Source organism: Acetobacter sp., assembly GCF_047723915.1.
Classification (GTDB): domain Bacteria; phylum Pseudomonadota; class Alphaproteobacteria; order Acetobacterales; family Acetobacteraceae; genus Acetobacter.
This window is the reverse complement of record NZ_JBDOBQ010000003.1, coordinates 1-26,926: the sequence shown is the minus strand read 5'-3', so window position 1 is coordinate 26,926 and position 26,926 is coordinate 1. Positions and strand designations below refer to the sequence as shown.

The following is a 26,926-nucleotide window of genomic DNA, read 5'->3' as shown; positions in this document are numbered from 1 at the left end:
TTTCACACATATTGAGTGTGAGATAGGCTGGAAGCCCACGATGTGTGGTGTGTATATAGCCTGCCAGGGCGGGGTGGTAATGGTATGAGACGTTTATTTCTGAAGCTGCTTGTCGGTGTAAGCCTGTTGGCGGCAGGGGTGTCGGGTCGGGCCGAGGCAAACGAGACCGTCCGGGTTGGTTATATTCCGGTTCTTGGGTCTTCTGCGCTTTTCGTTCTGGATGGCATGGGCTGGGCGAAGCAGGCCGGGCTGGATGTGCAGCTTGTACGTTTTACCTCCGGTCCGCAGGCTATTCAGGCGCTTGTGTCGGGTCGGATCGACGCATATGTGGCTGGCGTTCTGCCGCTCTTGCAGGCTCGTGCGCATGGCGTGGATGTGAAGGTCGTGGCCGTGGGCTCGATCGATGAACTTTCTGTCGTGGCGCGTGGTGCGCTGGCGGCCGCCGTGCCACAGGGGGCCGGATCGGGCGGGCTTTCGACACAGGGCATGAAGGATGCGTTGACGCAGTTCAGCAAGACGCAAGGGCATGTCGTGCGTCTGGCGGCACAGCCACCCGGCTCGGTGCCGGATACATTGGCGCGTTACTGGCTGAAGAAGCAGCTTGGCGTAACGGACCTTAATACCGTTGCATCCATTGTAGGGTTGGATATCGATGCGGCACAGCAGGCTTTTCTGGCCGGGGCGGTGGATGCCGCCGTGCTGCGTGAACCGGCGGTAACAGTCGTGACCGCGCGTGTTCCGGACGCTCGCATTTTCGCGACCGGACATGAGATGATGCCCGATCAGCCCGGTTCGGTTCTGGCCATCGTTCGCCCGAATGCGCCTGAACGTCAGGCGTGGGCTAAGACGCTGACAACGCTTTTCGTGCGGGCAACGACGTTGCTTGCCCAAAAGCCCGATGATGCTGTGCCGTATGTGCAAAAGGCGCTGGGCGGCGGTTTGCTGAGCGACGAGATCATGAAAAAGGCACTGGAGCGTTCGGCGCCGGATTTTGTGAGCGACCCAAATCGCATTGCCGGGTCTGTCAAGGAGCTTCAGGCTTTTGAGGTCGCTCAGGGTCTGTTGCGGCAGGAACAGCCCGTGGAAGACCTGTTTGATCTTACGTTATGGCGGCAGGGCCAGCAGTGAGAGAAGGATTGCAGCGACCGGCTCGGATTGGGCTGAGCCTTCTCGGGCTGGTGCTTTTTTTCGGCGGCTGGGAAGTGGCCGTGCGTATGGGGGCCCTGCCTGCCGGCATGGTTCCCGCCCCCAGCGATCTGGGGCCAGCCTGGCTGGCGGAAATCCGGGGCGGTTTCTGGCAGCAGGCTATTCTGGACAGCCTGCACCATTATTGCCTGGGCCTGCTGATCGGTTCGGTTCTGGGCGCTGCCATGGGTATTCTGTGCGGCATGGGGGCTGTGCTGGATAATCTGCTCGAAGGCGTGGTGCGGTTGCTGCGGCCGGTGCCAGGGCTGGCCTGGGTGCCGTTTGCGATTCTGTGGTTTGGCTTGAATACGGCCGGTGCGACATTCGTGATCGCGATTTCGGTTTTCTGGATCAATTTCTATGCGGCCCACAGCGCAGTGCGCGGGGTAGACCCGGAACTGTTCGAACTTTCGGCGGCCTTCGGGCATGGCAGTTTTGGTGGACGCCTGTTCAAGGTTGTGCTGCCAGCCTCGGCCCCGGGCCTGATGGCAGGGCTGCGAACCGGGCTTGGCCAGGGATGGATGTCCGTTGTCGCGGCGGAGCTTTTCGGTGTGCCCGGTATTGGTGCGCGGATGATGCAGGCCTCCAGCCTCTTGGCGACGGACGTGGTCGTCGTTTACATGCTGACCATGGCTTTGTTGTACGCAATTACCGATTTTCTGTTCGGTCTCATTCGCAACCGGGTGCTCAGGTGGCAGCCATGAGCGATGCCGATGTGGTGGCCCGCCTGGATAGGGTGGGGTTTTCGCATGATGGCGGAAAGCACTTTGTTTTCCGCGATGTCAGTCTCACTCTGCGGCATGGCGAGTTCGTGGCTGTTCTGGGGCCTTCGGGGGTGGGCAAGTCCACGCTCCTGCGCGTTCTGATGGGGCTGGTCCACCCGACGGAAGGCACAGTTGGCGGGAGTGCCTGCAAAGGGGGCTCTGCCCAGGTGGAAGGCGGACGGCGCCACCGGGCCATGGTGTTCCAGGATGCGCGGCTGATGCCGTGGCGTTCAGTCATGCGAAATGTGGAATTCGGGCTTGAAGGGCTGGGGCTTAACGGAGCCGCACGGCGCGACAGGGCGATAAAGGCGTTGCAACTTGTCGGACTGGAGAGCGAGGCTACGCGGTGGCCCCGGCGGCTTTCAGGTGGGCAGAGACAACGTGTGGGCGTGGCCCGGGCCTTGACCGTGGACCCCGATCTACTGCTGATGGATGAACCCTTCGGCGCTCTGGACCCCATCACCCGCAGCGGCTTGCAGGATGAACTCGCCCGGATCTGGGCACAGACGCGCAAGACAGTCCTGTTCGTGACCCATGACATAGAGGAAGCCTTGCGACTGGCGACCCGTGTTGTGGTTCTTGCGGGAACACCGTCAGCCCATATAACAGGCGAGATTATTCTCAACCTGCCTGATCGCAGCCCCGATGCGTCGGCTTTCAGAACCTATGCCGCACGGCTGCGTGCCATGATCGGTGGCGAGCCCGACCCGGGTGGCGCGCCCTATTGGCGTTCGGCCGAAATCTAGGGAAGAAGCGTTTTGAGGCAGGCTGCCTGGGTGCGGACTGGTCCCGAAGGGCAGGGGCTGCCCCTAAACCCTTGTGTGGAAGGACGTTTTTCAAATGAGCGCTGATCGTAAAAGTCATTATATGCTGGAAGAAGGCATTGGAAGTGTGCAGGATGGGGTAGAGGGGCTCTTCAGTCGGCTGGACAGTTACGACGCTCTGCACCCCACGTCACGTTCCGCCGCGACCGAGGCGTTGAGGGATGTCGTGATCGACCAGCCGGGCCTTGCTCTTGCAACCACCGCTTTCGCGGGCTTCCTGGCCGGGGCCTTGCTGAAACGCCGTCAATAACTGGTCCTGCTGCAACCCCACGGGGTAAGGCGGGGGAAAAACAGGAGGCTGTCTCGCATGTTGAAACTGGCTTTATTTTTTCTTGTCGTCTCTCTTGTCGCGGGTGTGTTCGGATTTGGCGGTATTTCATCCGCAGCCGCAGGAGTGGCGAAAATCCTGTTTTTCCTGGCAATTATTCTGTTCGTGGCGTTTCTCGTGTTCGCCCTGTTATTCGGCCGCGCGGTCATGAAATAGAACGGGCCGGGGGCAAACCCCCTGTTGCCTGCCCTTGTGTCAACAGCAGGGCAGGCAATGCAGTGGGTTTTTCAACACATCAGGTAAAAAGCCGGGCTAACCCGGGTACCGCTCAGGCGGTGCCCGGGTTAATTTTTGTCTTTCTGGATAAAGGACGGCAGGAACGGGTTGTCGGTCTGCATTTCGCTTTTGCTGGGCAGTTCCGATGCATTCCATCCGCCACCCAGTGCGCTGATCAGGCTGATTGAATCCAGCATGCGGCTTTGCTGGATCGACAGGGCGGTCTGGGCATTGGACAGGGCCGTGACTTCGGCGGTGATGACCGTGGTATAGATTTGCGTACCCGCCATATACTGGTTGAACGCAATACTGGCGGCACGGGTGGCAGCGTCAAGCGCTACGGCCTGCTGGGTGGCCTGGTCTGCCAGCACCCGCAGGTTGGCAAGCTGGTCTTCAACCTCCTGCAGGGCGGTCAGCACTGTCTGGCGGTAGGCGGCGGTATAATAGTCGTAATTGGTGTTGGCTTCCCGCACGGCGGCTGTTCTTGACCCGCCGGAAAACAGGGTTTCGGTGGCAGATGCGCCCAGCGACCAGATTCGGTTGGCAACCTGGACGAGCGAGCCCACAGGGTCACCACTGTAGGAGTAGGAGGCCGTCAGCTTTACATCGGGGTAGAAAGCCGCGATGGCCGCACCGATCTGGGCGTTATATTCTTCCATCCGGCGTTCGGCGGCGGCGATATCGGGCCTGCGCTCAAGCAGTTGCGACGGCACGGCAACGGGAATGGGCGGAATGGCGCGGGGCAGGGCGCCGCGCGGGATCGAGACCTCCGCCGGGGGCTTGCCGATCAGGATGGCAATGGCGTGCTCGTACTGCGCACGGGCCGCGTCGGTGGCAATGGCCTGGGCCCGGGTCTGTTCAAGCTGGGTTTTGGATTGCATGAGCGTGGTGGGGTCGGCGGTGCCGGCGTTATACTGGTTCTGGGTGATCTGGTAGGAGCGTTCGTAAAACGCCACGTTGCGGTTCAGCAGATCGCGCAGGCTGTCCTGATAACGCATATTGAAATAGGCCGTGGCAAGCTGGACCTGGTAGGACAGCCTGGCATTGGCAAGGTCCGCCGCACTGGCCTGGGCTTCTGTCACCTGCGCTTGGATCTGGCGGCGGATCTTGCCCCACAGATCCAGATCCCATGATGCGGTGGGGCCCATGGCATAGGTGTTCTCGGTCGAATTGGATGCGACACTGGATGCCGTGTTGCCATAATTGATGATGGTGCCCGAAGAGCGCGACCCCCGACCCGAGCTTTGGCGGTTGAAGGAGAGCGCGCCGCTAAGCGTGGGGAAAAGCTGCGCGCGCACGGCGTTGATGGTCGCGCGGGCGTTGCGGTAACGGGCCTCATACTGCGCGACATTCTGGTTGTTGATCTCGACCTGTGCTTCCAGCGTGTTCAGCATCGGGTCGTTATAGATCGTCCACCACGCCCCTTTGGGCAGGCTGGCCTGCTGCGGTCTGGCGTAGTCCCAGCCGGGGGCGGGCCGCAGTTCCTTGAACTGGGGAGAAATAATAGCCGTGGGCCGCTTGTAGTCCGGGCCTACCATGCACCCGGTCAGGGCCAGCGGCGTCAGCAGCGTGCCAATGCACCAGAAGCCGGCACGAAACGAAAAGAAAGATGACGAAGGCATCAGCTATCCTGCTTGGTGGTGCGGAAAAAAAACGGGCGAAGGCGCAGGTTCAGGGCTCGCAGCCGTAATCTGTCGAGCGTGAGGTAAATGACCGGCGTGGTGTAAAGGGTCAGCGCCTGGCTGACAATCAGCCCGCCCACAATGGCAATGCCCAGGGGGCGGCGCAGTTCGGACCCGTATCCATGGGCGATAATGAGCGGGGTTGCCCCCAGCGCGGCGGCAGCCGAGGTCATGATGATGGGGCGAAAGCGCAGCAGGCAGGCTGTGCGTATGGCGTCAAGCGGTGTCTGCCCGCCTTCGCGCTCGGCCGTAATCGCGAAATCGACCAGCATGATGGCGTTTTTCTTGACGATGCCGATCAGCAGGATAACCCCGATCAGCGCGATAAGGGAGAATTCCTCCCCCGCCATCTGCAACGCAAGCAGGGCCCCGACACCGGCCGATGGCAGCGTGGACAGGATTGTCAGCGGGTGGACGTAGCTTTCGTACAGGATGCCCAGCGTGACATAGACCGCAACCAGTGCCGCCAGGATCAGCAGGGGTTCGTTGTTGACCGATTTCTGGAACTGCGCGGCATTCCCCGCAAAACTGCCCTGTATCGTATCAGGCATATGCAGGCCGACGCGCGTGGCGTTGATGATCTGGGTGGCCTGCCCCAGCGAAACACCCTTGGCCAGATTGAACGAAATGGTTGCCGCCACGGCCATGCCCTCGTGGTTGACCGACAGCGGGGTGTGCGTGGGCACCAGGGCCGAGACAAGGGTGAGCGGGACCATGGATTCCGACGCGGTGCTGACCGCCGACCCGTTGGAGGCGCCAGCCCCACCCGCAAGGGCGTTGGCGATCTGGTTTTTAAAGGACAGCGCGCTCTGGCTGGTGGACGTGCTGGCCGTAGTGGTGTCGGACGCGTTTCTGACCCGGATGGTGTTCGACTTGGTGCCGCCCCCGGCCGACCCGCCGGCGACACTGATCCAGATCTGTTTGAGCGTGTCCGGGTTGGACCATTTGGCGGGGTCCGCTTCCATAATGACACGGTACTGGTTCAGCCGGTTGTAGATGACCGAGGCCGCGCGCTGGCCGAACGCGTCATACAGGGTGTTGGACAGAAGCTGCGGCGTGATGTTCACCCGCGATGACGTGTCGCGGTCGATCTGGGTGTTGATGGCACTGCCGCCTTCCTGCACGTCCGAGGACAGGTCCGTCAGTTCGGGGTGGGTGCGCAGGGCAGCCAGCAGCCTGTCTGTCCACTGGTAAAGGCTGGTCGCGTCGCTGCCGGCAAGCGAATACTGGTAGGCCGCGTTGCTCTGCCGCGCCCCCATGCGGATACTGCCCGGCTCCATAAGGAAAAACTGCGCGCCCACCAGGTTGCGCAGCTTGTGGTTGACGCGGGCGATCAGGTCCGTCGGCGTGTCGGTGCGCTCGGACTTGTCCTTGAGTTGGAGAAACAGGTTGGCCTGGTTGGATGAACCGCGCCCGCCGATAAAGGATGACACGCTCTGCACGTCCCGGTCATGGATCAGGACATTCTGCACACCGGTCAGTTTTTCTGTCAGCGCGGCAAAGGACACGGACTGATCGCCCATCAGGTGCCCCATCATGATGCCCGTGTCCTCGACGGGGAAAAAACCCTTGGGCATCTGTATGAACAGCGCCACGATCAGCACCAGTGTCGCGGGTATGCTGCACAGGACCAGCCCGGTATGGCGCAGGGCGACATCCAGCGAGCGCGCGTAACCGGCCTGCACCATGTCCAGAAAGCGCAGGATGGCGGTTGTGACGGCACCGTAGGCCCGTGCCCAGCCCGTGGTGCGTTCGGCCTGCCCGGCAGAGGGGCGGAGCAGGTACGCCGCCATCATGGGGGTCAGGGTCAGCGACAGCACCAGCGAGATCATGATGGTGAGGGTGATGGTCATGGCGAATTCGTGGAACAGGCGCCCTGCCATGCCTTCCATGAGCATGATGGGCAGGAACACCGCCACCAGCGAGATGGAAATGGATGTGACCGTAAAGGCAACCTCGCTGCTGCCCCGGATGGCGGCGTCACGCGGGTGGAGGCCCTGTTCGATATAGCGTGCAATGTTTTCGGTCACGACAATGGCGTCATCCACCACAAACCCGGTGGAGACCGTCAGCGCCATGAGGGACATGTTGTCCAGCGAAAACCCGCACAGCGCCATGAACCCGAACGTTGCCACGATGGAGGTTGGCACCACCACGGCGGGGATCAGCGTCATGCGCGCCGAATGCAGGAAGAACAGCACCACCAGCACCACCAGCACCACGGAAATGATGAGTGTAAGCTGGGTGTCCGCCAGCGCGGCCCGGATGGTGAGCGAGCGGTCCAGAGCCACATGCAGGTCCACCCCGCCGGGCAGGGCGGATTTGAGCATGGGCAACTGCGCGTTGATCTGATCGACCGTGCGGATCACGTTGGCCCCGGACTGGGCGAAGGCTACGGCAATAATGGAAGGCTGGCCGTTATAGTACCCGGCATTGCGCAGGTCTTCCACGCTGTCATGCACGTCCGCCACGTCGGCCAGCCGCACGGGGCGGCTGTTGCGCCATGCAATAACCAGGTCGCGGTAGCCCTGTGCCTCGCTCACCTGGTCGTTCGTGTCCAGGGTATAGCGCATGCCGTCCTGGTCTATGATCCCCTTGGGTGTATGGGCATTGGCCGAGGCCAGGGCCGCGCGAATATCTTCAAACCCGATTCCGTAGCGGAACAGGGGCAGGGGGTTGATTTCGGCCCGGACGGCGGGCAGGGCGCTGCCGCTGATATCGACCTGACCCACCCCCTCGATGGAGGACAGGTGCTGCAGCAGCACGTTGGTGGCGTAATCGTACAGCTGCGCACGGGTATGGGTGGCCGATGTCAGGGTAAAGATCAGGATCGGCGCGCCGTTGGGGTTGGCTTTACGGTAGCTGGGGTTCTGCCTCAGGGTGGAGGGCATGTCCGCCCGCGCGGCCTGGAGGGCCGCTTCCACATCCCGCGCGGCCCCGTTGATGTCGCGGTTGAGCGAGAACTGCAGCGTGATGCGCGTCTGGCTGTCCGAGGACTGCGATGTCATTTCCGTGACATCGGCAATCTGGCCCAGATGGCGCTCAAGGGGCGCGGCCACGGCGCTGGCCACTTCCTCGGGCGAGCCGCCGGGCTGGCGCGCCTGGATCTGGATCACGGGCAGGTCCACATTGGGCAGGTCCGAGACCGGCAGGCTGCGGTAGCCCAGTATCCCCGCAAGGACCAGCGCCATGGCCAGCAGGATGGTGGCGACCGGCCTGTCGATGAAAAACCGGCTGATACTCACGACCCGGCGGGCCCTGTCGTGGGTTGGGTGGGGGGGGCGGGGTGGCGCAGCTTCCACTTATGCGCCCAGGTGTCGAGCGTGAGGTAAATGACCGGGGTTGTGAACAGGGTCAGCAACTGCGACAGGGCAAGTCCGCCGATAATGGCCAGCCCCAGCGGAAAGCGCAGTTCCGAACCCGTCCCGTTCGAGATGACCATGGGCACCGCCCCCAGCATGGCGGCCAGCGTTGTCATGAGAATGGGACGAAAACGCAATGTCGCGGCTGTGCGGATGGATTGCAGGGAGTCCATGCCATGCTCGCGCTCGGCTTCCAGCGCGAAGTCGATCATCATGATGGCGTTTTTCTTGACGATGCCAATCAGCAGCACAATGCCGATAATGCCCATGACATCCAGCCCGGCCCCCGCGATCATCAGGGTCAGCAGCGCACCGATGGCGGCCGAGGGCAGGGTGGACAGGATCGTGATCGGGTGGATGAAGCTTTCGTACAGAACGCCCAGCACGATATAGACCGCGACAAGGGCCGCCACGACCAGGAACATCTCGTTCCCCAGCGACCCCTCGAAGGCCGCTGCCGTTCCCTGGAACGATGTCTGGAAGGCGGAGGGCAGGCCGATCTCCTTTTCCACCCGGCGGATGGCGGCCGTTGCATCTCCCAGCGCGTAGCCGGGGCGGATGTTGAAGGAAATGGTGGTGGCGGGGAACTGCCCGAAATGGGTCAGCAGCAGGGGGGCGGTTTCACGCGTGACCTTGGTGACGGCGGCCAGCGGCACCAGCCCCGACGTGGGCGAGCGGGTGGGGCCGGATGAACTTTCCCCCGCGTTGCCGCTGATACCGGGCAGGTAAAGCTGGTCGAGCGATGACAGGGAACCCTGAAAGCGCGGATCGGCTTCGAGAATGACGCGGTACTGGTTGGCCTGGGTGTAGATGGTGGAGATCTGCCTCTGGCCAAAGCTGTCATACAGCACGTTGTCCACTGTCTGGGGGGTGATCGAGTACCGTGCCCCGGTTGAGCGGTCCAGCGTCACACGGGCGACAAGCCCCGCGGCCTGCAGGTCCGATGTGACATCCATAAGGGATGGCTCGGCCTGGAGGCGTTCGATCAGCTTGGGCACCCAGGTCTTGAATGCGTTGTAGTCGGGGTTTTCGAGCAGGAACTGGTATTGCGTGGCGGTGACCGTGGTATCGAGCGAGAGGTCCTGCACGGGTTGCATATACAGCCTGATGCCCGGCACCTGTGCCGTTTCCTGCTCCAGCCGCTGGGCGATCTGTGTCGCGGTGGCGCTGCGTTCATCATGGGGTTTGAGGTTGATCAGGAAACGGCCCTGGTTGAGCGTCGCATTCTGCCCGTCCACCCCCACAAAGGACGAGAGAGAGGCAACGTCGGGGTCCCTGAGCAGGACACGGGCCAGTTCCTGCTGGTGTTCCTTCATGCTGTCGAAGGAAATGGTCTGTTCCGCGACGGAAATGCCCTGGATGATCCCCGTATCCTGCACGGGAAAAAATCCTTTGGGAATGAACCAGCCCAGAATGCCCGTCAGCACCAGCGTACCTGCCGCCACACCCAGTGTCAGCCGCCGGTGGTCCAGCACCACGTCCAGCATGCGGTCATAGCCCGCGATCAGCTTTTCGGTCGCGACTTCCATCCTGGCGGACATGCGCAGGAAGAACGTTGCGGACTGCGTGGTGTCATGCGGGCGCTCGGACAGGATACGCGCACACATCATGGGCACCAGCGTCAGCGACACCACGGCGGAAATAATGATGGTCGCGGCCAGTGTCAGCGCGAATTCATGGAACAGGCGGCCTACCACGTCGCTCATGAACAAAAGCGGGATCAGCACCGCGATCAGCGAGATCGTCAGCGAGATGATGGTAAAGCCGATTTCTCCCGCACCCTTGAGGGCGGCGGTCATCCGGTCCTCGCCCGCTTCCACGTAGCGCGAGATGTTCTCGATCATGACGATCGCATCGTCCACCACAAAGCCGGTGGCGATGGTCAGCGCCATGAGCGAGAGGTTGTCGAGCGAAAAGCCCAGCAGATACATGATCGCCAGCGTGCCGATAATGGACAGGGGCACGGACAGGCTGGGGATAATGGTGGCCGGGATATTACGCAGGAAGACGAAAATAACCGCCACCACCAGCACAAGGGCAAGAAACAGTTCAAGCTGAACGTCAGCCACCGACGCGCGGATCGTGGTCGTGCGGTCCGTCAGGAGCGTGATGTCGATACCCGGCGGCAGCGTCTCACGCAGGGCGGGCAGCGCGGCTTTGATGTTGTCCACCACCTGGATGACGTTCGCACCCGGCTGGCGCTGCACGTTCATGACCAGAGCGGGCGTCAGGTTGGCCCAGGCAGCCAGTTGCGTGTTCTCGGCCCCGATCACCACGCTGGCGATGTCGCGCACGCGCACCGGCCCGCTGTCCTGATAGGCGATCACCTGGTTGAGCAGCATGTCCGTATTGGTGATCTGGCCATCCACCCGCAGGGTGGCGGCCCGCTTGGGGCCGTCGAACGTGCCGGTGGGGGAATTGATGTTCACGTTGCCTATGGTCGTGCGCAGCGTGTCCATGTCTATGCCGTAGGACGTCAGCTTGGGCACGTTCACCCGCACCCGTATGGCCTTGCGGTTGCCGCCCGACAGCGTGACCAGCCCCACGCCTGAAATCTGGCTGATTTTCTGGGCCAGACGGGTATCAACGTAGTCTTCCACCTCAGGCAGGGGGATGGTGGAGGATGAAATGCCCAGTGTCAGCACGGGCGCGTCGGCGGGGTTGATCTTGGCGTAGACAGGGGGGGCGGGCAGGTCTGTCGGCAGCAGGGAGTTGGCCTGGTTGATGGCGGCCTGCACTTCCTGCTCAGCCACGTCCATCGACATGGACAGCCCGAAGCGCAACGTGATGATGGACGCCCCGCCGGATGAACGCGATGTCATCTGGTCCAGCCCGGGCATCTGCCCGAACTGGGTTTCCAGCGGGGCGGTGACGGATGTTTCCATCACGTCGGGGCCTGCGCCGGGGTAGAAGGTCTGCACCGTAATGGTCGGGTAGTCGACCTGGGGCAGGGCCGATACGGGCAGGAAATGGTAGCCCAACAGGCCGACCAGGAAAATGGCCAGCATCAGCAGGGTGGTGGCGACCGGCCTGCGTATGAAAAGGGCTGAAGGGTTCACGGTGTCGCGCCACCCTGGGAGGACGCAGGCGCCGCGCCGGACCGGGATGCGCCTGGCCCGGTGTTCTGCGCGTTAGCCTGCGCAGCGTCGGGGATCGTGACCTTGGCCCCGTCGCGCAGGTGGTCGGTGCCGTCCGTTACCACGCGATCGCCATCCTTCACCCCGGTTGTCACGACGGTGTTGGTGCCATCCGTCACGCTGGTGGTGACAGGCTGTACGCCCACCGTGTTGTCAGGCTTGACGACATACACGAACTGGCCCGTAGGCCCGGTCTGCAATGCCGTGGCTGGCAGCAGCAGCACGTTGTCCAATGTCTTGACCAGCAGCCGCGCATTGACGAACTGGTTGGGAAAGAGGTGCTCATCCGCATTGGGGAAGATCGCGCGCAGGCGCACGGTGCCGGTCGCTGTGTCGATGGAACTGTCCAGGGCGCTGACGGTGCCATCGGCAATTTTTTTGGTATTGGCGCTGTTCCAGGCCTGGACCGAAAGCGGTTTGCTGGCCTGCAGCTCCTCCAGTACTTCGGGCAACTGGTCCTGCGGCAGCGTGAAAATGACCGAGATCGGTTGCATTTGCGTCAAAGTCGCAAGTCCGCCGGACTGTGCGGCCGTTATGTAATTGCCCCGGTCCACCGCGCGAATGCCGATGCGCCCGTCGACCGGTGCCGTGATATGGCAGTAGATCAGCTGCAGTTTTTCGTTATCCACCATGGCCTGATCGGCCTTGACCGTGCCTTCGAGCTGCTGGACCATGAACTCCTGGTCCCGCGCGGTCTTGGCGTCGATACTGTCCTGCTTGATCAGGCGCTGGTAACGGGCGTTATCGACCCGGGCCTGGTTCAGCTGCGCCTTGGCGTTGTCGAGCTGCCCCTGGTACTGGTCGAGCAGGACCTGATAGGGGCGGGGGTCTATAATGGCCAGCAGATCGCCTTTATGGACATGCTGCCCTTCCTTGAAGAGCACATCCGTCAGGTAACCATCCACACGGGTCTGGACGATAACGTTGGTTATGGGCACCACAGTGCCCAGCTCCGTCAGCACCACGGGCATGTTCCCGGCATGAACCGTCTGGACCGCGACCGGCTGGGCGGAACTGTCGGCGGCGGCGTTATTACGGCTGTGCCGCCCGCCATGCGAACTGGTGGTGCTGTGCGGCCGCAGGAAGGCAAAGCCCAGCACGCACGCCCCGACAAGGACCACGCCTGCGAGCAGGAGCCGTTTTTTGCGTGTGGCAGGCGGTTTGGATACGGGGGAAGGCGAGGGGGTGGCCTGACTGTGTTCGTCCATGCAGCGCGTTTCTCGTTTACCTGATTCTATGGGGCAGAGGGGCAGACAGGAGTTGCCAAGGCATCATGAAAAATATTGTCTGACTTTGTCTATCGTACGTCATATCTTTTGTGCGGGGCCGCGGTGAGAAGATCAAGTCTGTGCCCGGATTTTACAACATAAAATCCAAATTATAATAAAATGTAACCCACCCCGCGAATTGATGGGCGGCAGCCATGGAGCCATGGCCCGCTTCGTGTCAGCCCCGCGGTGCAGGTTCAGTGCGGTTGCCGCTCATATCCGCACCGGCTGACGGCAAGAGTGTGGCACAAAGCGGTGCCGCCAGCAGCGAGACCAGGCCCGTTACTAAAAACGCGGCCGAGAAATCGCCCAGGCTCGGTTCGGCGTGGCCCCGCAGGCTCCCCATGACGGTCAGCGTTCCCGCGGCCACGCAGATCCCGCCTGAAAGCATGATCTGCTGCATGGTGGAATACAGGCTTGTGGCCGCACTCATGTGGGTGGCGGGAATGTCCGCATAGGCAATGGTGTTATAGGCGGTGAACTGCACCGCCTGCGCCCCGCCCGCAACAATCAGGATCAGTGACAGCGTCCAGAGCGGTTGCCAGGGCTGAAAACCCGCGATCAGAATGAAGATCACCGCCGCTGAAACGCCATTGATCATCAGCACGCGACGAAATCCCCAGCGCTTGAGCACCGCGGGTACCAGCGGGCGGGTTATAATGGCGCCCATGGGGGCGACAAAGGTGACGATACCGCTTTGCGCGGCATTAAGCCCCGTGCCGATCTGCAGGAAGGTCGGTAGCAGGAACGGCAGAGACCCCACCGCAATGCGTGACGCGGCACCCGCCAGAACCGAGATGCGGAACGTGGCAAAGCGCATGAGGCTGAAATCCAGCAGGGGCGAGGTGGTGCGCGCAGCGTGGCGGGCATAAAGCCCCAGCAGGACCGTGCCCGTGCCCAGCAGTTCCAGCCACAACGCCCAGCTTCCCTGCGCATGGCTGAACAGTTCCGCGAAAATGGACAGCACGGCCAGCCCCCCGCCTGCGAGCCAAAGGCCTTTCAGGTCGAAGGGAGGGGTATGGGTATCGCGGATCTCGGGAATGAAGCGCCATGTCATGACCAGCCCCAGCAGCCCCACCGGCACGTTGAGGTAGAAATTCCAGCGCCATGACAGCCATGTGGTGATGAAACCGCCCACCACCGGGCCAAGGAGCGGCCCCAGCGTTGCGGGCAGCATCATCCATGTCATGGTGCGCACAAGCTGGTCACGCGGGGTGCCGCGTATGATGGCCAGCCGCCCTACCGGCACCATCAGCGCGCCACCCACGCCCTGGAGCATTCGCATGACCGCAAGGAACGGCAGGGACTGTGCCCGCGCGCACAGCAGCGAACTGCACACGAAAATGCCGATGGCCGCCATCAGCACGGTGCGGCTGCCCAGCCGGTCCGCCAGCGCGCCGGAAGCGGGAATGAAAATGGCCAGCCCGATAATGTAGGATGTCAGTGCGACGGACGTTGCGACCGCGCCCACATGCAGCGAGTGGGCGATGGAGGGTAGCGCCGTAGCCAGTATGGTGCCGTCCATCTGCTCCATGAATAACATGGACGAGACAGTCAGCGCGGTGAGCTGCGAATGTGTTACACTGGGCATGCCTAGCCAGAGGCGTGTTTTTGCGGTCTGATGCAACACACAATCGTGCTGCCCGGGGCTGCGTTCGAGCGCCATGGCCCGAAGGCCGTACGGTTCAACGATGGAAGGACGACGTCATGGCTGACGATAAAATCAAAAAAACCGAAAACAAGCTCGAAGGTGTGGCTACCGATATCAAGGGGCACATCAAGGACGCCGCCGGTGGCCTGACAGGGGATATCGGTCTGCAGGTCAGCGGCAAGTTTGACCAGTTCACGGGCCATATGCAGCAGGATTTCGCCGATCTTTACGACGAAGGCGAAGGTGTTGTGGAAAAAGCCGTGACCTTCGTGCGCGACAAACCCCTGCTGGCCATCGGGCTGGTTTCGGCTTTCAGCCTGGTGCTGGGCTGGCTGCTGATTCCGCGTCGCAAGTGACCTTTTAAAAATCATTTTACCGGGACTCTTGCGCACCCCGGTAAAAAAATGCTTTTCCTTGTCCGCGGAGTCGCGGTTGAAGCGACTCGGTTATTTTAGCCGAGTCGCTTCAAATGTATGGATGGGGAAGCAATGCCGGACCTTTTGCTCGAACAAAAGCATGGTGGACGAGTAGCAGGAGTGGACGAAGTGGGTCGTGGCCCGCTTGCCGGTCCGGTCGTTGCCGCTGCCGTGGTGTTCGGGGCTGGTGTGCCGCGCGACCTTGCCGCCATTATCGATGATTCCAAAAAACTGAAGCCTGCCGTGCGCGAAAGCATAGCCGCCCGCCTGCCCGCAATCGCGGGGGTGGAAATTGGCGTGGGTGCCGCGTCATGCGCCGAGATCGACCGGCTGAACATCTACCATGCCACGCATCTGGCTATGGTGCGCGCGGTGGCACGGCTGCCGCGCAGGCCGGACCATGTGCTGGTGGATGGCAACAAGATGCCCGATTTCGGATGCAGCGCGCAGACCGTGGTGGGCGGGGATGGGGTCAGCCTGTCCATTGCCGCCGCCTCGATCGTCGCCAAGGTGGTGCGTGACCGCATCATGTTGCGGCTTGACGCCCGCTGGCCGCATTACGGCTGGGGCCGCAACGCGGGCTACGGCACGGACGCACACAGGCAGGGGCTGGAGCGGGTGGGTATTTCCCCGCACCACAGAAAAACATTTGGCACGGTACGGTTGCAGATGAGCATGATCTTGACGGAGGAGCGGGTATGAGCGGGGCAAAATCGGTTACCATGGAGCTTCCGCTCGATCAGATCCTGCGTGGTGAATGCGTGGATGTCATGCGTTCGCTGCCTTCGGGCTCGGTGGACTGCATTTTTGCCGACCCGCCCTATAACCTGCAACTGCGTGGCGAACTGCGCCGGCCGGATGATTCTCTGGTCGACGGGGTGGATGACGACTGGGACAAGTTCTCCGACCTGGAGGAATACGACCGCTTTACCCGCGCATGGCTGGGTGAGGCACGTCGTCTCCTGCACAAGGACGGTACGATCTGGGTTATCGGCTCCTACCACAATATTTTCCGCCTTGGCGCCATTCTCCAGGATCTGGGGTTCTGGATCCTGAACGACATTGTCTGGCGCAAATCCAACCCCATGCCCAATTTCCGGGGCCGGCGCTTTACCAACGCCCACGAAACGCTGATCTGGGCCGCACGCGGGCAGGACAGCCGCTACCGTTTCAATTACCAGGCCATGAAAGCCCTGAACGATGACGTGCAGATGCGGTCTGACTGGTACCTGCCCCTGTGCACCGGCAACGAGCGCCTGCGCAACGAACACGGGCTGAAACTGCACCCGACCCAGAAGCCCGAAAGCCTGCTGCACAGGGTTCTGCTGGCGTCCACCACGGTCAAGGATGTGGTGCTCGACCCGTTCTCGGGTTCGGGCACGACAGCCGCCATGGCCCGTCGCCTGCGTCGCCATTTTATCGGTATCGAACGCCATCCCGATTATGTGGAAGCCGCCATGGCCCGCGTCGCAAGGGAAGTGCCACTGGCGGACGACACGGTCCAGACCACGCAGGACAAGCGCGAGGCGCCGCGTGTGCCCTTTGGCAGTCTGGTGGAACAGGGGCTGATCGTGGCGGGCACGGTCGTATGTGACAAGCGCCAGCGCGTTCATGCGACAGTGGCGCCCGACGGTACATTGGTCAGCGGCGAGCAGCGTGGGTCCATCCACAAGATCGGCGCGCTGCTGACGAACGCGCCGTCCTGCAACGGCTGGACTTTCTGGCATTTCGAACGCGCTGGTGTGCTCTGCCCGCTGGATGACCTGCGCCAGCAAAGCCTGCGCGCCATAGCCGCCGGCTGAAGGCCCGCAGACAGGTGGACGGAGCGGGTGGTTTTTTAAACCGGAACGGTCATGGGCGGGGTCAGTAGCCGGACCTGACCAAGCGGGTTTGCCACTCCCTGCAAGGTAGAGCCGTCATGCAAACCCAGGCTTTTCAGGCTCGGGAACGTCCGGTTGCAGGGCTTTTTACGTCAGGCGTATCAAGCCTGATGCCAGGTGCTGTGATGCCACGTGCCTTGACTGTCCAAAGCTTTATCTTCGGCAAGGCAGGGTATGCCGTGGTGCGGATTGGCCGCGGGCAAACGCCGTTCGGGTGCAGATTGGCTTTTGCCAGTTCAATACAGTGACGTATTACCCCGATATTGCGTGTGGGGTTGCAAATCCGGGCTTTCAGGGCCTGAACGTTTCAGGCAGTTCTGCATTGCCTGTAGGGAAAGCGCTTTTGAGCACTCTTTCCATCCCGCGCCTTTGTCTACGTCGGGGTAGGGGGTGCAAATCCGGCGGGGAGGGTGGACTGCTCAGCTTCCGCCAAAGCCCAGAAAGCCGACACTCGGCTGGGGGATGCCGCCTGTTTTTTCGGGTCGTTCCAGCCCATGTCTGCCGACGTAGGGACCGTCGTCCGTAGCTGCATCGCCCATTTCGCTGCCGATCATGGCCGTGTTGGTGCTGCCGGTTCCACCGTCCGAGCCACGGAGCGACAGCAGGAAAAAGGTAATGGGGTTACGGTTGAGGTCGATGGACATATCCAGCGGCGTCTGGCCCAGAACATTATGGCCGTGCAGGTCCGCCCCACGGTTGATGGCTTCCCGCGCCGCGGTGACGCTGCCACGGTTGATGGCGTCGAACAGGGCAACCGTTGGTTCCACGTCCCTGCTGGCGTGTTCTCCGTTGTCGTCATCGGCGTCACCTGCGCCGGGAATGGCGGAGGGTGGGGCTGCCCGCTTGGCTGCTTTCGCGCTCTCGGCTTTCTGCTGAGCTTCCTCTGCTGCGGCCTGATCTTCCTCGTCAGAAGCCCAGGCCGGTGCTGTGGCGAGCATCGACAGGCTACAGGCAAGCAGGGCGGATGAAACAAGGCGCGGAAAACGGGTCATGATCGGTCCATTATTGTACGCGATTGATGATATCACATGCTCTGCCGTGCGAAAAGGCGGCCCCGAGAATAACAGCCTCCCTCCTTCAAAATGAGGCAGGGCTGCGCCCGCAGCTTCTGCATGCCCCGGTCCTGATCCGGGGTCGTAAGGGGGATATATGTGTCGCGTATCCCTGCTGCCAGCCTGTCGGGCCGCCAGGCTTTCATTTTCTGGACAAAAAGAGTTCTGCGTCACTCATGCATCTGGTTTTGAGCCTCTGGCACAGGTTTTACAGGGTGGTCCCCATGCGGCGGCGGCTTTCCTGCCACCAGCCGGCCAGTATCAGGGCCAGGGCTACAACCATGGCCAGCCATGCGGGCAGCAGGGGGGCTGCTGCCCTGCCTGTGACCACATGCCCACCTCCTTGGCCGAAGGCCATCCAGTCAGCACCGTGTGGCGGAGTATGCGCGCCTGACCGGATAGCGGGGACATGGACCGAACCGCTTTCACCCAGCCAGAAGACCCCGCCACCTGTCTGCCGGGCCATGTCGGCCAGATTGCCCGCCGTTGCGCGCAGTTGCGAAAACTCCGCCGCATTGTTCTGGCCTGGTGCGCAATAGGCGGTGCGCACACCATCCGTAACCTGCCATATCCCATCCTCGGTGGCAGGCATGCTGGCCTGTGGCGTACCGTCCGGCCCTGTCGGGCGCAGGGTCAGGACCTCGTTCTTACCGGAGGGGGAGACCACGGTTACGGTATTTTCCGCCGATGCCGCAAGACTGTGGCGGGTCACGGTCAGCGTGCCGTCGGCCAGGCTCGCAACCAGTTGTTCTTCTTCCAGTTCGGGTTCCTTCATCAGCCAGTGCGACACCCGGCGCAGAAGTTCCGCCTGCGGTCCGCCCCCGCCTTCACCGCGTGACCACAGCCAGATCTGGTCGGACAGCAGCAGGGCCACGCGGCCCAGGTCCACATGGTCCAGAACCAGCAAAGGTGCGCCTTCGGGGCCGTTCATCAGCACTTCGCCATGGGTGCTGTCCGGGCGCAGGGCACGGTACCACGGCCCCCACATGCCCGGCATGTTCAGGGCTGTATCAGGCGCATGACCAGCCGGGGGCGCACCGGGGAGAGAGGCCGTAACCGGATGGCGGCGCCCTGCCTCCGTCAGCGTCGGGCGGAAGCGCTGTTCCATCATGCTGCCCTCGGGGGCGACATGGGCGGGCAGGATGTCGCCTACCGGGGTGTTCTGGAGCGAACCGGGGCCGATGAATTCCGGCCCGGCTGTCAGCAGCAGGCCACCGCCCTTGCGTACGAAGCCCGCAATGTTCTCCAGATAGGTGCGGGGAAGGATATGGCGGTTCTCGAACCCGTCCAGAATGATCAGGTCGAACTGGTTGATCTTGTCCTGAAACAGTTCCCGTACGGGAAAGGCGATCAGCGCAAGGTCCGATAGCGGCGTGCCGTCATCCTTTTCCGGCGGCCGCAGAATGGTGAAGTGGATCAGATCCACCGCCGGGTCGGCCTTGAGCAGCCTGCGCCACACGCGTTCGCCCTGGTTGGGCGTGCCCGAAATCAGCAGCACGCGCAGCCGGTCTCGTATGCCGGTCATGCTCAGCACGGTCTGGTTGTTCAGGCCGGAAACCTCGCCTTCAAGCGGGGAAACCGCAAGGCTGACCAGCATCTGCCCTGGACGGGTGACCGGCACGGTAATGGACTGCTCGGCCCCTGTGCGTACGGGTACGGTGTGCTGTGTTCCGTCGCTGGTTCTGATCGTGAGTTCGGCGGCTGTGCCTGGCTGGGTGCCGGGCCCTGCGTCGTCCACCTGCACACGCAATGTAGCGTCCTGCCCGGCAAGGGCGTAGGGCGGGGCTTGCAGAATCCGCAACCTGCGGTCTCTTTCCTCCCCCTTTGCGGCAAGCAGGATATGGAGCGGCAGGGTGGTATGGCCCTGCGCACCGTCAGACGGGTTCAGCCGTTCGGGAATGCTGGTGGGCGTGTCGGCATTCTGGCCGTCGGTTATCATCATGGCGCCCGCGAACAATGCGGGCGGAATGTCCGCCGCCGCCTGATCCAGCGCTTCGAACAGCCGTGTGCCGTCATGCCCGTTATCCTGCACGCTTACGGTGCGGATCGTCAGTCCCGGTGTCTGGCTGTGGGCCAGGATGTCCGCCGCCTGCCGCGCAATGGCCGAACGCTGGCCCAGCGTCATGGAGGGGGACTGATCGACCAGCAGCAGCGCCGTCTGGGGGAGCAGGCGCCAGCTTTCGCGCAGGCGCTGCGGCCCGGCCAGCCAGAACAGCACAACAGCCGCCGCTCCCAGCCTGAACAATGCCGCAACCCGGCTGCCGCGCAGCAGCCCCAGTCCGCATACGGCCAGAGCTACCAGCCCCAGCGCCCCCAGCAGCCAAGCGGGAACCAGCGGGGCAAAACCGATATGGTGGGTCAGCCGCTCCATCATTGCGTGTCTTCCAGGCGTTTGAGCAGCATGGGCACATGCACCTGATCGGCCTTGTAGCTGCCGGTCAGCGCATAAATGACGGCGTTCAGACCGAACCGGTAGGCCTGCACACGCTGGTCGGCCCCACCCGGCAGCACGGCGAAAAGCGTATTGCCGTTATTGTCCACCGCCCAGGCATGAGCCCAGTCGGCTGAACCGATGATAACGGGGCTTACCTCGTCATTTTCAGCGTCTCCCTCCCGCGCGACCCAGACCGGCTGCCCGGCGTACCGGCCGGGAAAGTCGTGCAGCAGGTAGAAGGTGTGGGCCAGCAGGTGGTGGTCGGTCATGGCGGTCAGGGGCGGGATGACAAGACCTGCCGTTGCGTGCCGCAGCGCGGCGCGCGTTGCCTGTACGTCGCCTTCCACCGGGGTGTCGGTCTGGGTGTCTGTCGCTCCCTGGCCCTGCGTGTCGATCAGCAGAATACCGCCGCGCGCCATGAACGCGCTCAGTGCCGCCGTCATGGCGGGGGAAGGTGAAACATCCGCTGTAACCGGCCAGTACAGCAGGGGGTAGTAGTTCAGGTCATCCACACCGGGGCGCACGGCGTCGGGCGGGCCAAGCACGGCGGATGTCCGGGCATTTACAAATTCCGACAGTCCTTTCAGCCCCAGGCGGGATGCCGTGTCCACCTCTTCGTTCCCGGTCACGACATAGGCCAGCCGGGTCTGCAATGCCGCCCCGGGCACGGCTTGAGATGGCGGAACCACAGGGGCCGCTGGGGTGGGCAACGGTGCTGCGCTGTCCGTGGGTGGGGCGGCGGCCCCGTCGGCGGTGGCGCTAGGGGCGGGGATGTCCTGCGCCTGGGCGTATGGGCTGGGCAGCACGGACAAAGCCGGCAGCAGCAGGATTGCCAGCATGGTGGCGGGGGGCTGCCGCGACGGACGTGCCCAGGCACCGGTCAGGCCGATACGCAGGAGCAGTACGATCAGTCCATCGGCCAGCAGGAGCAGCAGCGCCAGGCTCAGGCTGTAACGGTCCAGCGGTGTATCGGGCCTTTGTCCTGCGGCATCGGTCAGGACACCGGCCGGAGGTTCGGCCTGCAACGTGCCCAAATGCGCCGCCGCGTTCAGTGCGCGCCGTCCGCTGCGTGGCCCGTACAGCCCGGGCGGGTGACGGGGCGATACAGCGGTGGTGGCAAAGGCGTTGGCTTTCAGCCCGCGCGCGGTGGCGGGCGGCGCGCCGGGAATGCCAAAACCGTCCAGCGTTATGGCGGGGGCCAGAATCGTGTCATCTGCCGGTATGCTCAGCCCGTTGGCGCGTTCGGTCAGGCGTTGCAGCATGGATACAAACAGCCCCGACAACGGCAGGTTCGACCAGCCTGCCGTGCTGCCGACATGGAAGAGCACAATTTCGCCCTTGCCCATTGCCGCATGGGTGACAAGTGGCGTGCCGTCGGCCAGCCGAGCCCAGCTATGTTCACCCAGATCGGCCGAAGGACTGGCCAGAACCTGGCGTGTGACCGTGACATCGGCAGGCACGCTCAACCCCCTGAAAGGGGATGTCGCCGCGAACGGCGCCAGTTTCTGCGGTGCGCCCCATGTCATGGAGCCGCCGAGCTGGCGTGTGCCGTCAAGCAGCGGCACGGGCAGCAGGTCGTCGGGCGGGTTGGCGATATCGTGCGCGGTGCCTGCAAGCACCGGTCCTGCAAAGCGGATGAGCGTGCCGCCGTTTTCCACCCACTGGCGCACGGCATGGCGGGCCTGCGGGTCGCCCAATGTGCCGTCAGGCGCGATCAGCACGGAAAGCGGGCGGGACAGAAGGGTGGCAATGCTGCCCTCATGCAGGTCCGATGTCGGGGCAAGGGCGCGGCGCACGTAAAACAAGGTGCCGATCAGGGGGGTATCCGCGCTTGCGGTCGTGGTGCCCGTGACCGCTCCCGCAGCCAGCAGCCCCACGGGGCGCAGGCGGTCGCGCTCATCCATCAGCACCACGCCGGCGGCACCTGTATTGCCCTGCACAGAGATCGTGTCGATCCGGTTGCGGATTTCCACCGGCAGCGCCACGGGAATATCGGCCTGGGTTGCTCCGGCGGGCAGTGTTGCGGGAACAACCGCCAGTGTCGCGCCGTCCGCCGCCCTGACCAGTGCCGCAAGGCTGCGCGGCTGTGGGGCGGGCACGGCAAGAATGCGGGCCATGACATCGCCTTCAGCCGGGATAACGGGGGCCAGGGCCAGCCCGGACTGGTGGGGAAAGCGGATATCCTGCACAGGGCCCAGAGCCTGCAACGCCTTGGCGAACTGCGTGTCCTGCGGCTGGGCCACACCATCGGCCAGATAGAGAATTCTGGCGTAATGGGCCTGCGGCAGCCCCGCCAGCAGATGGGCGGCGGCCCCCCGCCCGGACAGCCAGGGTTCGGGCCGGAGGGAGGCCACGGCCTGCCGGGCCTGTTCGGGAGCCAGGGCCTCGGGCGGGTGGGACGTGTCCGGGTTTTCGACCAGCGATGGGGCGGCCGTGGCCACAAGTGTGATCGGGCTGTGGGTGCGGGTCGCGTCGTCCACCACGGCCTGCGCTGCATTCAGGCGGTCGTTCCAGTCTGCCGCACTCAGCATGCCGTTATCGATCACCAGCAGCACCGGGCCGCCAGCATGGGGCAGGCTTTGGCGTCCCGGCAGGAAGGGGCCTGCAAAACCCACGACAAGCAGCGTAAAGGCTGCAATCCGCAATGCCAGAAGCCAGAGTGGAGAGCGGACAGGCTCTGCCTGACGTGCGCGCAGCGACCCCAGCAGCGTAACGGGTGGGAAAGCCTGCCTGCGGGCCTGTGGCGGTGTTGCGCGCAGCAGCCACCAGAGAACGGGCAGGCCCAGCAGGGCCAGCAGCAATGCGGGGGAATGAAATTTCATGCCGGGCGTCTTGCGCCGTGCCCGGCGGCCGGTGCACCCATCAGCGCGTGCAGGGCCAGCAAAGCGGGCAGGGGTGGGGTATCGGTCTGGTGGCGTATGAGGTCGTGGCCATAGCGGGCTGCCGTTTCAGTCAGCCATGCATGGCGGGCCTTGACCAGCGCCTGATAGTCGGCCCGCACGTCCTGCACCTGTGAAAATTCCATCGGTGGCTCGCCTTCCAGCCCGGTAAACAGCACGCGTCCGGCATATGGCAGGGTGGCTTCCGCCGGGTCGTGAACATGCAGCAGGTGTGCCCGCGCTGGCAGGGAGGCCAGATGCCGCAGAGCCGCGTCCAGATCGGGGGCGGGACACAGAAAGTCGCTGGCCAGCAGAATATGGGCGTGGCGTGGCAGGCCAGCCATGCTGCGCAGGGCGGTGGGGGACGCCGGTCTGTCGGCCTGGGGGCCTGTGTCCTGGGCAATCAGCCCGCTGGCAAGGCGTTCCAGCGGTGTGCCCCCGTGTGGCAGGGGCGTGATGCCGGACGGCCCCAGAAGCCGCACCCGTTCCCCGCTGCGCAGCAGGAGTGCCGCCAGGGCCAGCACCAGCACCAGCGCGCTGTCGCTCTTGGTGGGCAGGGATGGAAGGGAGCGCCAGTTCAGCGAGGGCGAGAGGTCGCACCACAGCAGCACCGTCTGCGCGGTCTGGGCTTCCATTTCCCGGACCTGTGCGTGGGGGCTGCGCGCGGACTGCCGCCAGTCGATCCGGGTTGTGGGCTCCCCCGGCTGGGCGGGGCGATATTGCCAGAACGCATCGCCCCAACCCGCGCGGCGTTGCGAATGCAGGCCCGCCGCCATGGCCGTGGCCGTGTGGTTGGCGCGCAGCAGCAGGTCGGGCATGCGTGCAGCAAGACTGGCGGCTTCGGTCGCGGCTTTCTGCGGTGGAGTGCCGCCCAGGCCGCCGCTCGGGCCGGTGGTGTCGGGTCCGACCCGCTCGGGGCTGCGCACGCGCTCCGGGCGCGCGGGCCCGCCCTGCGGCGACAGAAGACGGCGGGCCAGGTCGGGAAGAAAAGAAGCAGCTCCGCGCAAGAGATCAGCCCAGCCGTTTGACAAGCCGGGCAATGATATCCTCCGGGCGCAGCCCGTCCGCCCGGGCGGAAAAGCTGACGGCCATGCGGTGCGCCAGAACCGGCTGCGCCAGTGCCACCACGTCGTCCAGGCTGGGTGACAGCCTGCCGTCAAGCAGGGCGCGTGCGCGTGTGGCCAGCATCAGCGTCTGGGCGGCACGCGGGCCGGGACCCCAGGCAATGGCGTTTTTCAACGCGTTATCGGGGGCGTGCTGCGGGCGGGCCGAGCGCACGAGTGCCAGAATGGCGTCGACAATTTTTTCGCCTACCGGCATGCGGCGTACCAGCGCCTGGGCCTCGATCAGGGTGGCCGCGTCCATGACCGGGCTTGCGGTGCTGGTGCTGACCCCCGTGGTGGCCAGCAGCATCTGGCGTTCGGCACTTTCCTCGGGGAAGTCGAGCGGGATCTGGAGCATGAACCGGTCGAGCTGGGCTTCGGGCAGCGGGTAGGTGCCTTCCTGCTCGAACGGGTTCTGTGTCGCCAGAACATGGAAGGGGCGCGGCAGGGCATGTTCCACCCCAGCCACGGTAACGTGATGTTCCTGCATGGCCTGCAGCAGGGCCGACTGCGTGCGCGGGCTGGCGCGGTTGATTTCATCGGCCATCAGCAACTGGCAGAACACCGGACCGCGCACGAACCGGAAACTGCGCCGGCCCGCCGCATCCTCATCCAGAATTTCGCCGCCTGTAATGTCTGAGGGCATCAGGTCGGGGGTGAACTGCACGCGCCGCGCGTCCAGCCCCAGCACCGTGCCCAGCGTGCTGACAAGCAGGGTCTTGCCCAGACCCGGTGGGCCGACAAGCAGGGCATGCCCGCCCGAAAGCACCGTTGTCAGGGTCTGGCGGATAACGGCGTCCTGGCCGAAGATAACGCCGGAGAGTTCCTCCTGCACGGCCTTGAGCCGGTCACAAATGCGGTCTGCCTCCCGCGCATCGGCGATGGCGGAAGAAAATTGGCCTGAAAGGGGTGCGTCTGATGCGGTCATGAGTCCAGTTTGGAGGCAATGCGGGGCTTACATCAAGCGGGGTATCCTTCCTATATCATTGGAAGCATCAAATGGACACGTATTAGGGGATGGATCGGGCAGTGAAAGGTGAACGGGCACAGAGCGCGCAACCCTCCTTGTGCGAAGGGGGCAGGCAGGATGTTTCCCCGCCGTCGCCCGCTGGCAGGCATCTGCCGTTTCTGATCCGGCGCGACGGCGTGTGGCTTTACCGGGGCACGCCGGTCAGGCGCAAGGCCATGGTCTGCCTGTTCGCGTCGCTGCTGACGCGGGATGAACAGGGCGCATACCAGCTCCGCTCTCCATTCGAGAGCGGGTTTATCGATGTGGAGGACGTGCCGTTTCTGGCCGTGGAACTTCAGTGGCACGGTGCCGGGCGCAACCAGCGCCTGTGTTTTCGCACCAATACCGACGAAACAGTGACCGCCGATGCCGAACATCCGATTCGCGCTGTGTGGGACGTGCCGTCCGAAGCCTGCATAGACGGCTGCCCGCCCTATCTGCTCGTGCGGCGTGGCGATGGCGCATTCGGGATCGAGGCTCGTCTGGCCCGCAGCGTGTGGTACGAACTCGCGGCCTTGGCGGAACCGGGCACCTGTCGGGGCGTGCCATGCCTGGGGGTATGGAGCTGCGGCAGCTTTTTCCCCCTTGCCCGACGGCCCGATGACAGCGGACAGGACCCGGATTCTACGGAAACGGACGCGCTGCCCGGCCCCCAGACCAATATGATCCCGCCCGATACGACCTTGACCGGTCAGGCCATGAGCGGGGCGGCGGAGAAGGGGGCCGCGCCACGGGCGGTGCCTGCCGGGCGGGCGCAGGCTACCGGCAGTTCGTCAACAGACGCACTGCCATCCGGCACACTACCGGAACGCGGCATGCCCCGCGCCGAAACCACGCGCGCATGAAGCCGCCTGCGTCTGTGGGTGTTGCGGCCGGTGTTGCGGTGGACATTCTGGCGGGCCTGACCGATGGGCAACGTCACGGGCTGGAGCGCTTGTGGACCGTGCTGCCACAGGCCCGGCTGGTGGGTGGCGCGGTGCGTGACCTGCTGCTGCGGATGCCTGTGGCCGATGTGGACATGGCGGTGCCCCAGCCGCCGGATGATGTCATGGCCGTTCTAAGGGCAGCGGGCCTGCGGGTGGAGGCTACAGGGCTGGCGCATGGCACGGTCACGGCGGTGCTGGATGGCACCCCGTACGAGATTACGACACTGCGGCGCGATGTTCTGACCGATGGCCGGCACGCGGTGGTCCGCTGGACCGATGACTGGCGCGAGGACGCCGCCCGGCGCGACTTTACCATCAATGCCATGACGCTCGACCGGCATGGCCTGCTGCACGACTATTTTGGCGGCCAGGCCGATCTGAACCGGGGGCGGGTGCGCTTTGTGGGGGACGCTACGCTCAGGATCACGGAAGACGCGTTGCGTATCCTGCGTTTTTTCCGCTTTCAGGGTCGTTACGGGCATGGCCAGCCCGATGGCGAGGCGGTCGGGGCGATCGCGTCCAGCACGGCGCTGCTGCGTGGGCTCTCGGTCGAGCGGGTATGGTCGGAACTGCGGCGCATTCTTGCCGGGCCGAACGTGGCGGCTGTGGTGGCGCTTATGGCCCAGACGGGTGTGCTGGCCGAACTGCTGCCAGAAGGGGTGGAACAGGGCAGGTTCGAGCGCCTGCTGGGCCTTGGCGCGCCGTGCAGCGCCTTGCTGCGGCTGGCCGCCCTGGCCCGCCAGCCGCTGGAGGTGGCCCGCAGGCTCAGGCTGTCACGCGCCGATACGGCGTATCTGCGGGGGGTGGGGG

General features: G+C 63.9%; 20 protein-coding genes and 1 pseudogene. 11 read left to right on the top strand and 10 right to left on the bottom strand.

What is annotated here, in order from left to right:
• The first annotated feature begins 84 nt into the window (after positions 1-84).
• The 5 genes from ABF990_RS03110 (at position 85) to ABF990_RS03090 (ending at position 3,257) form a co-directional block, all read left to right on the top strand.
• Positions 85-1,128, top strand: a complete 1,044-nt coding sequence (locus tag ABF990_RS03110; protein WP_415491070.1) for an ABC transporter substrate-binding protein — start codon at positions 85-87, stop codon at positions 1,126-1,128.
• Positions 1,107-1,889, top strand: coding sequence for an ABC transporter permease (locus ABF990_RS03105; protein WP_415500748.1), 783 nt, complete (start codon positions 1,107-1,109; stop codon positions 1,887-1,889). The genes ABF990_RS03110 and ABF990_RS03105 overlap by 22 nt, the downstream gene beginning before the upstream one ends.
• Positions 1,877-2,695, top strand: a complete 819-nt coding sequence (locus tag ABF990_RS03100; protein ID WP_415500747.1) for an ABC transporter ATP-binding protein — start codon at positions 1,877-1,879, stop codon at positions 2,693-2,695. Before ABF990_RS03105 ends, ABF990_RS03100 begins: the two co-directional genes overlap by 13 nt.
• A gap of 94 nt (positions 2,696-2,789) precedes the next feature.
• Positions 2,790-3,023 (top strand): hypothetical protein, encoded by a 234-nt coding sequence (locus ABF990_RS03095; protein WP_415491073.1) that lies wholly within the window; start codon positions 2,790-2,792, stop codon positions 3,021-3,023.
• A gap of 57 nt (positions 3,024-3,080) precedes the next feature.
• The gene (locus ABF990_RS03090; RefSeq protein ID WP_415491074.1) at positions 3,081-3,257 is read left to right on the top strand and encodes a DUF1328 domain-containing protein; all 177 of its coding nucleotides are present in this window, start codon (positions 3,081-3,083) and stop codon (positions 3,255-3,257) included.
• Between the two features lie 128 nt (positions 3,258-3,385).
• Here ABF990_RS03090 and ABF990_RS03085 read toward each other — a convergent pair whose 3' ends face one another.
• From ABF990_RS03085 to ABF990_RS03065, 5 genes are all read right to left on the bottom strand, one after another.
• On the bottom strand, positions 3,386-4,939 hold the full coding sequence (locus tag ABF990_RS03085; protein ID WP_415491075.1) for an efflux transporter outer membrane subunit: 1,554 nt from the start codon (positions 4,937-4,939) through the stop codon (positions 3,386-3,388).
• Positions 4,939-8,244 carry an efflux RND transporter permease subunit gene (locus tag ABF990_RS03080; RefSeq protein WP_415491076.1) on the bottom strand — a complete coding sequence of 1,102 codons (3,306 nt, stop codon included), beginning with the start codon at positions 8,242-8,244 and terminating at the stop codon, positions 4,939-4,941. The genes ABF990_RS03085 and ABF990_RS03080 overlap by 1 nt, the downstream gene beginning before the upstream one ends.
• On the bottom strand, positions 8,241-11,420 hold the full coding sequence (locus ABF990_RS03075; protein ID WP_415506473.1) for an efflux RND transporter permease subunit: 3,180 nt from the start codon (positions 11,418-11,420) through the stop codon (positions 8,241-8,243). The genes ABF990_RS03080 and ABF990_RS03075 overlap by 4 nt, the downstream gene beginning before the upstream one ends.
• Positions 11,417-12,706: an efflux RND transporter periplasmic adaptor subunit gene (locus tag ABF990_RS03070; protein WP_415500891.1), complete on the bottom strand. Its 1,290-nt coding sequence runs from the start codon at positions 12,704-12,706 to the stop codon at positions 11,417-11,419. Before ABF990_RS03070 ends, ABF990_RS03075 begins: the two co-directional genes overlap by 4 nt.
• Positions 12,707-12,944: 238 nt before the next feature.
• The gene (locus ABF990_RS03065; RefSeq protein WP_415500892.1) at positions 12,945-14,357 is read right to left on the bottom strand and encodes an MFS transporter; all 1,413 of its coding nucleotides are present in this window, start codon (positions 14,355-14,357) and stop codon (positions 12,945-12,947) included.
• A gap of 116 nt (positions 14,358-14,473) precedes the next feature.
• On the opposite strand from ABF990_RS03065, the gene ABF990_RS03060 reads away from it, so the two are divergent.
• The 4 genes from ABF990_RS03060 to ABF990_RS03045 all read left to right on the top strand — a co-directional run bounded on the left by ABF990_RS03060 (position 14,474) and on the right by ABF990_RS03045 (position 16,961).
• Positions 14,474-14,773, top strand: a complete 300-nt coding sequence (locus ABF990_RS03060) for a CsbD family protein (RefSeq protein ID WP_415491298.1) — start codon at positions 14,474-14,476, stop codon at positions 14,771-14,773.
• Positions 14,774-14,890: 117 nt separating this feature from the next.
• Positions 14,891-15,535, top strand: a complete 645-nt coding sequence (locus ABF990_RS03055) for a ribonuclease HII (protein WP_415491297.1) — start codon at positions 14,891-14,893, stop codon at positions 15,533-15,535.
• The gene (locus tag ABF990_RS03050; protein WP_415491296.1) at positions 15,532-16,635 is read left to right on the top strand and encodes a site-specific DNA-methyltransferase; all 1,104 of its coding nucleotides are present in this window, start codon (positions 15,532-15,534) and stop codon (positions 16,633-16,635) included. Before ABF990_RS03055 ends, ABF990_RS03050 begins: the two co-directional genes overlap by 4 nt.
• 116 nt (positions 16,636-16,751) lie before the next feature.
• Entirely contained in the window at positions 16,752-16,961 is a 210-nt protein-coding gene (locus ABF990_RS03045) for a hypothetical protein (RefSeq protein ID WP_415506472.1), read from the top strand.
• A 171-nt stretch (positions 16,962-17,132) separates the two neighbouring features.
• Here the strand turns inward: ABF990_RS03045 and ABF990_RS03040 are convergent, their stop codons facing one another.
• The 5 genes from ABF990_RS03040 to ABF990_RS03020 form a co-directional block, all read right to left on the bottom strand.
• Positions 17,133-17,705: an ankyrin repeat domain-containing protein gene (locus tag ABF990_RS03040; protein WP_415491295.1), complete on the bottom strand. Its 573-nt coding sequence runs from the start codon at positions 17,703-17,705 to the stop codon at positions 17,133-17,135.
• Between the two features lie 268 nt (positions 17,706-17,973).
• The gene (locus tag ABF990_RS03035) at positions 17,974-20,139 is read right to left on the bottom strand and encodes a VWA domain-containing protein (protein ID WP_415491294.1); all 2,166 of its coding nucleotides are present in this window, start codon (positions 20,137-20,139) and stop codon (positions 17,974-17,976) included.
• Positions 20,136-23,021: a DUF4159 domain-containing protein gene (locus ABF990_RS03030; RefSeq protein ID WP_415491293.1), complete on the bottom strand. Its 2,886-nt coding sequence runs from the start codon at positions 23,019-23,021 to the stop codon at positions 20,136-20,138. The genes ABF990_RS03035 and ABF990_RS03030 overlap by 4 nt, the downstream gene beginning before the upstream one ends.
• Positions 23,018-24,085, bottom strand: a complete 1,068-nt coding sequence (locus ABF990_RS03025; protein WP_415491291.1) for a DUF58 domain-containing protein — start codon at positions 24,083-24,085, stop codon at positions 23,018-23,020. The genes ABF990_RS03030 and ABF990_RS03025 overlap by 4 nt, the downstream gene beginning before the upstream one ends.
• A 4-nt stretch (positions 24,086-24,089) precedes the next feature.
• Positions 24,090-25,109: an AAA family ATPase gene (locus tag ABF990_RS03020; RefSeq protein WP_415491290.1), complete on the bottom strand. Its 1,020-nt coding sequence runs from the start codon at positions 25,107-25,109 to the stop codon at positions 24,090-24,092.
• Positions 25,110-25,210: 101 nt separating this feature from the next.
• Here ABF990_RS03020 and ABF990_RS03015 point away from each other — a divergent pair.
• Together ABF990_RS03015 and ABF990_RS03010 are read left to right on the top strand one after the other, a co-directional pair.
• Positions 25,211-25,813 (top strand): annotated as a pseudogene (locus ABF990_RS03015) (DUF1285 domain-containing protein); the annotation flags it as partial.
• A 218-nt stretch (positions 25,814-26,031) separates the two neighbouring features.
• On the top strand, positions 26,032-26,926 hold an 895-nt coding region (locus ABF990_RS03010), incomplete at its 3' end, for a CCA tRNA nucleotidyltransferase (RefSeq protein ID WP_415500994.1).

What these genes read in the sequence shown, in the direction of transcription:
- ABF990_RS03110 (WP_415491070.1), top strand. Translation starts at nt 85, where the DNA reads ATGAGACGTTTATTTCTGAAGCTGCTTGTCGGTGTAAGCCTGTTGGCG.
- ABF990_RS03105 (WP_415500748.1), top strand. Translation starts at nt 1,107, where the DNA reads ATGGCGGCAGGGCCAGCAGTGAGAGAAGGATTGCAGCGACCGGCTCGG.
- ABF990_RS03095 (WP_415491073.1), top strand. Translation starts at nt 2,790, where the DNA reads ATGAGCGCTGATCGTAAAAGTCATTATATGCTGGAAGAAGGCATTGGA.
- ABF990_RS03090 (WP_415491074.1), top strand. Translation starts at nt 3,081, where the DNA reads ATGTTGAAACTGGCTTTATTTTTTCTTGTCGTCTCTCTTGTCGCGGGT.
- ABF990_RS03085 (WP_415491075.1), bottom strand. Translation starts at nt 4,939, where the DNA reads ATGCCTTCGTCATCTTTCTTTTCGTTTCGTGCCGGCTTCTGGTGCATT.
- ABF990_RS03070 (WP_415500891.1), bottom strand. Translation starts at nt 12,706, where the DNA reads ATGGACGAACACAGTCAGGCCACCCCCTCGCCTTCCCCCGTATCCAAA.
- ABF990_RS03065 (WP_415500892.1), bottom strand. Translation starts at nt 14,357, where the DNA reads ATGCCCAGTGTAACACATTCGCAGCTCACCGCGCTGACTGTCTCGTCC.
- ABF990_RS03060 (WP_415491298.1), top strand. Translation starts at nt 14,474, where the DNA reads ATGGCTGACGATAAAATCAAAAAAACCGAAAACAAGCTCGAAGGTGTG.
- ABF990_RS03055 (WP_415491297.1), top strand. Translation starts at nt 14,891, where the DNA reads ATGGATGGGGAAGCAATGCCGGACCTTTTGCTCGAACAAAAGCATGGT.
- ABF990_RS03050 (WP_415491296.1), top strand. Translation starts at nt 15,532, where the DNA reads ATGAGCGGGGCAAAATCGGTTACCATGGAGCTTCCGCTCGATCAGATC.
- ABF990_RS03045 (WP_415506472.1), top strand. Translation starts at nt 16,752, where the DNA reads ATGCAAACCCAGGCTTTTCAGGCTCGGGAACGTCCGGTTGCAGGGCTT.
- ABF990_RS03040 (WP_415491295.1), bottom strand. Translation starts at nt 17,705, where the DNA reads ATGACCCGTTTTCCGCGCCTTGTTTCATCCGCCCTGCTTGCCTGTAGC.
- ABF990_RS03035 (WP_415491294.1), bottom strand. Translation starts at nt 20,139, where the DNA reads ATGATGGAGCGGCTGACCCACCATATCGGTTTTGCCCCGCTGGTTCCC.
- ABF990_RS03030 (WP_415491293.1), bottom strand. Translation starts at nt 23,021, where the DNA reads ATGAAATTTCATTCCCCCGCATTGCTGCTGGCCCTGCTGGGCCTGCCC.
- ABF990_RS03020 (WP_415491290.1), bottom strand. Translation starts at nt 25,109, where the DNA reads ATGACCGCATCAGACGCACCCCTTTCAGGCCAATTTTCTTCCGCCATC.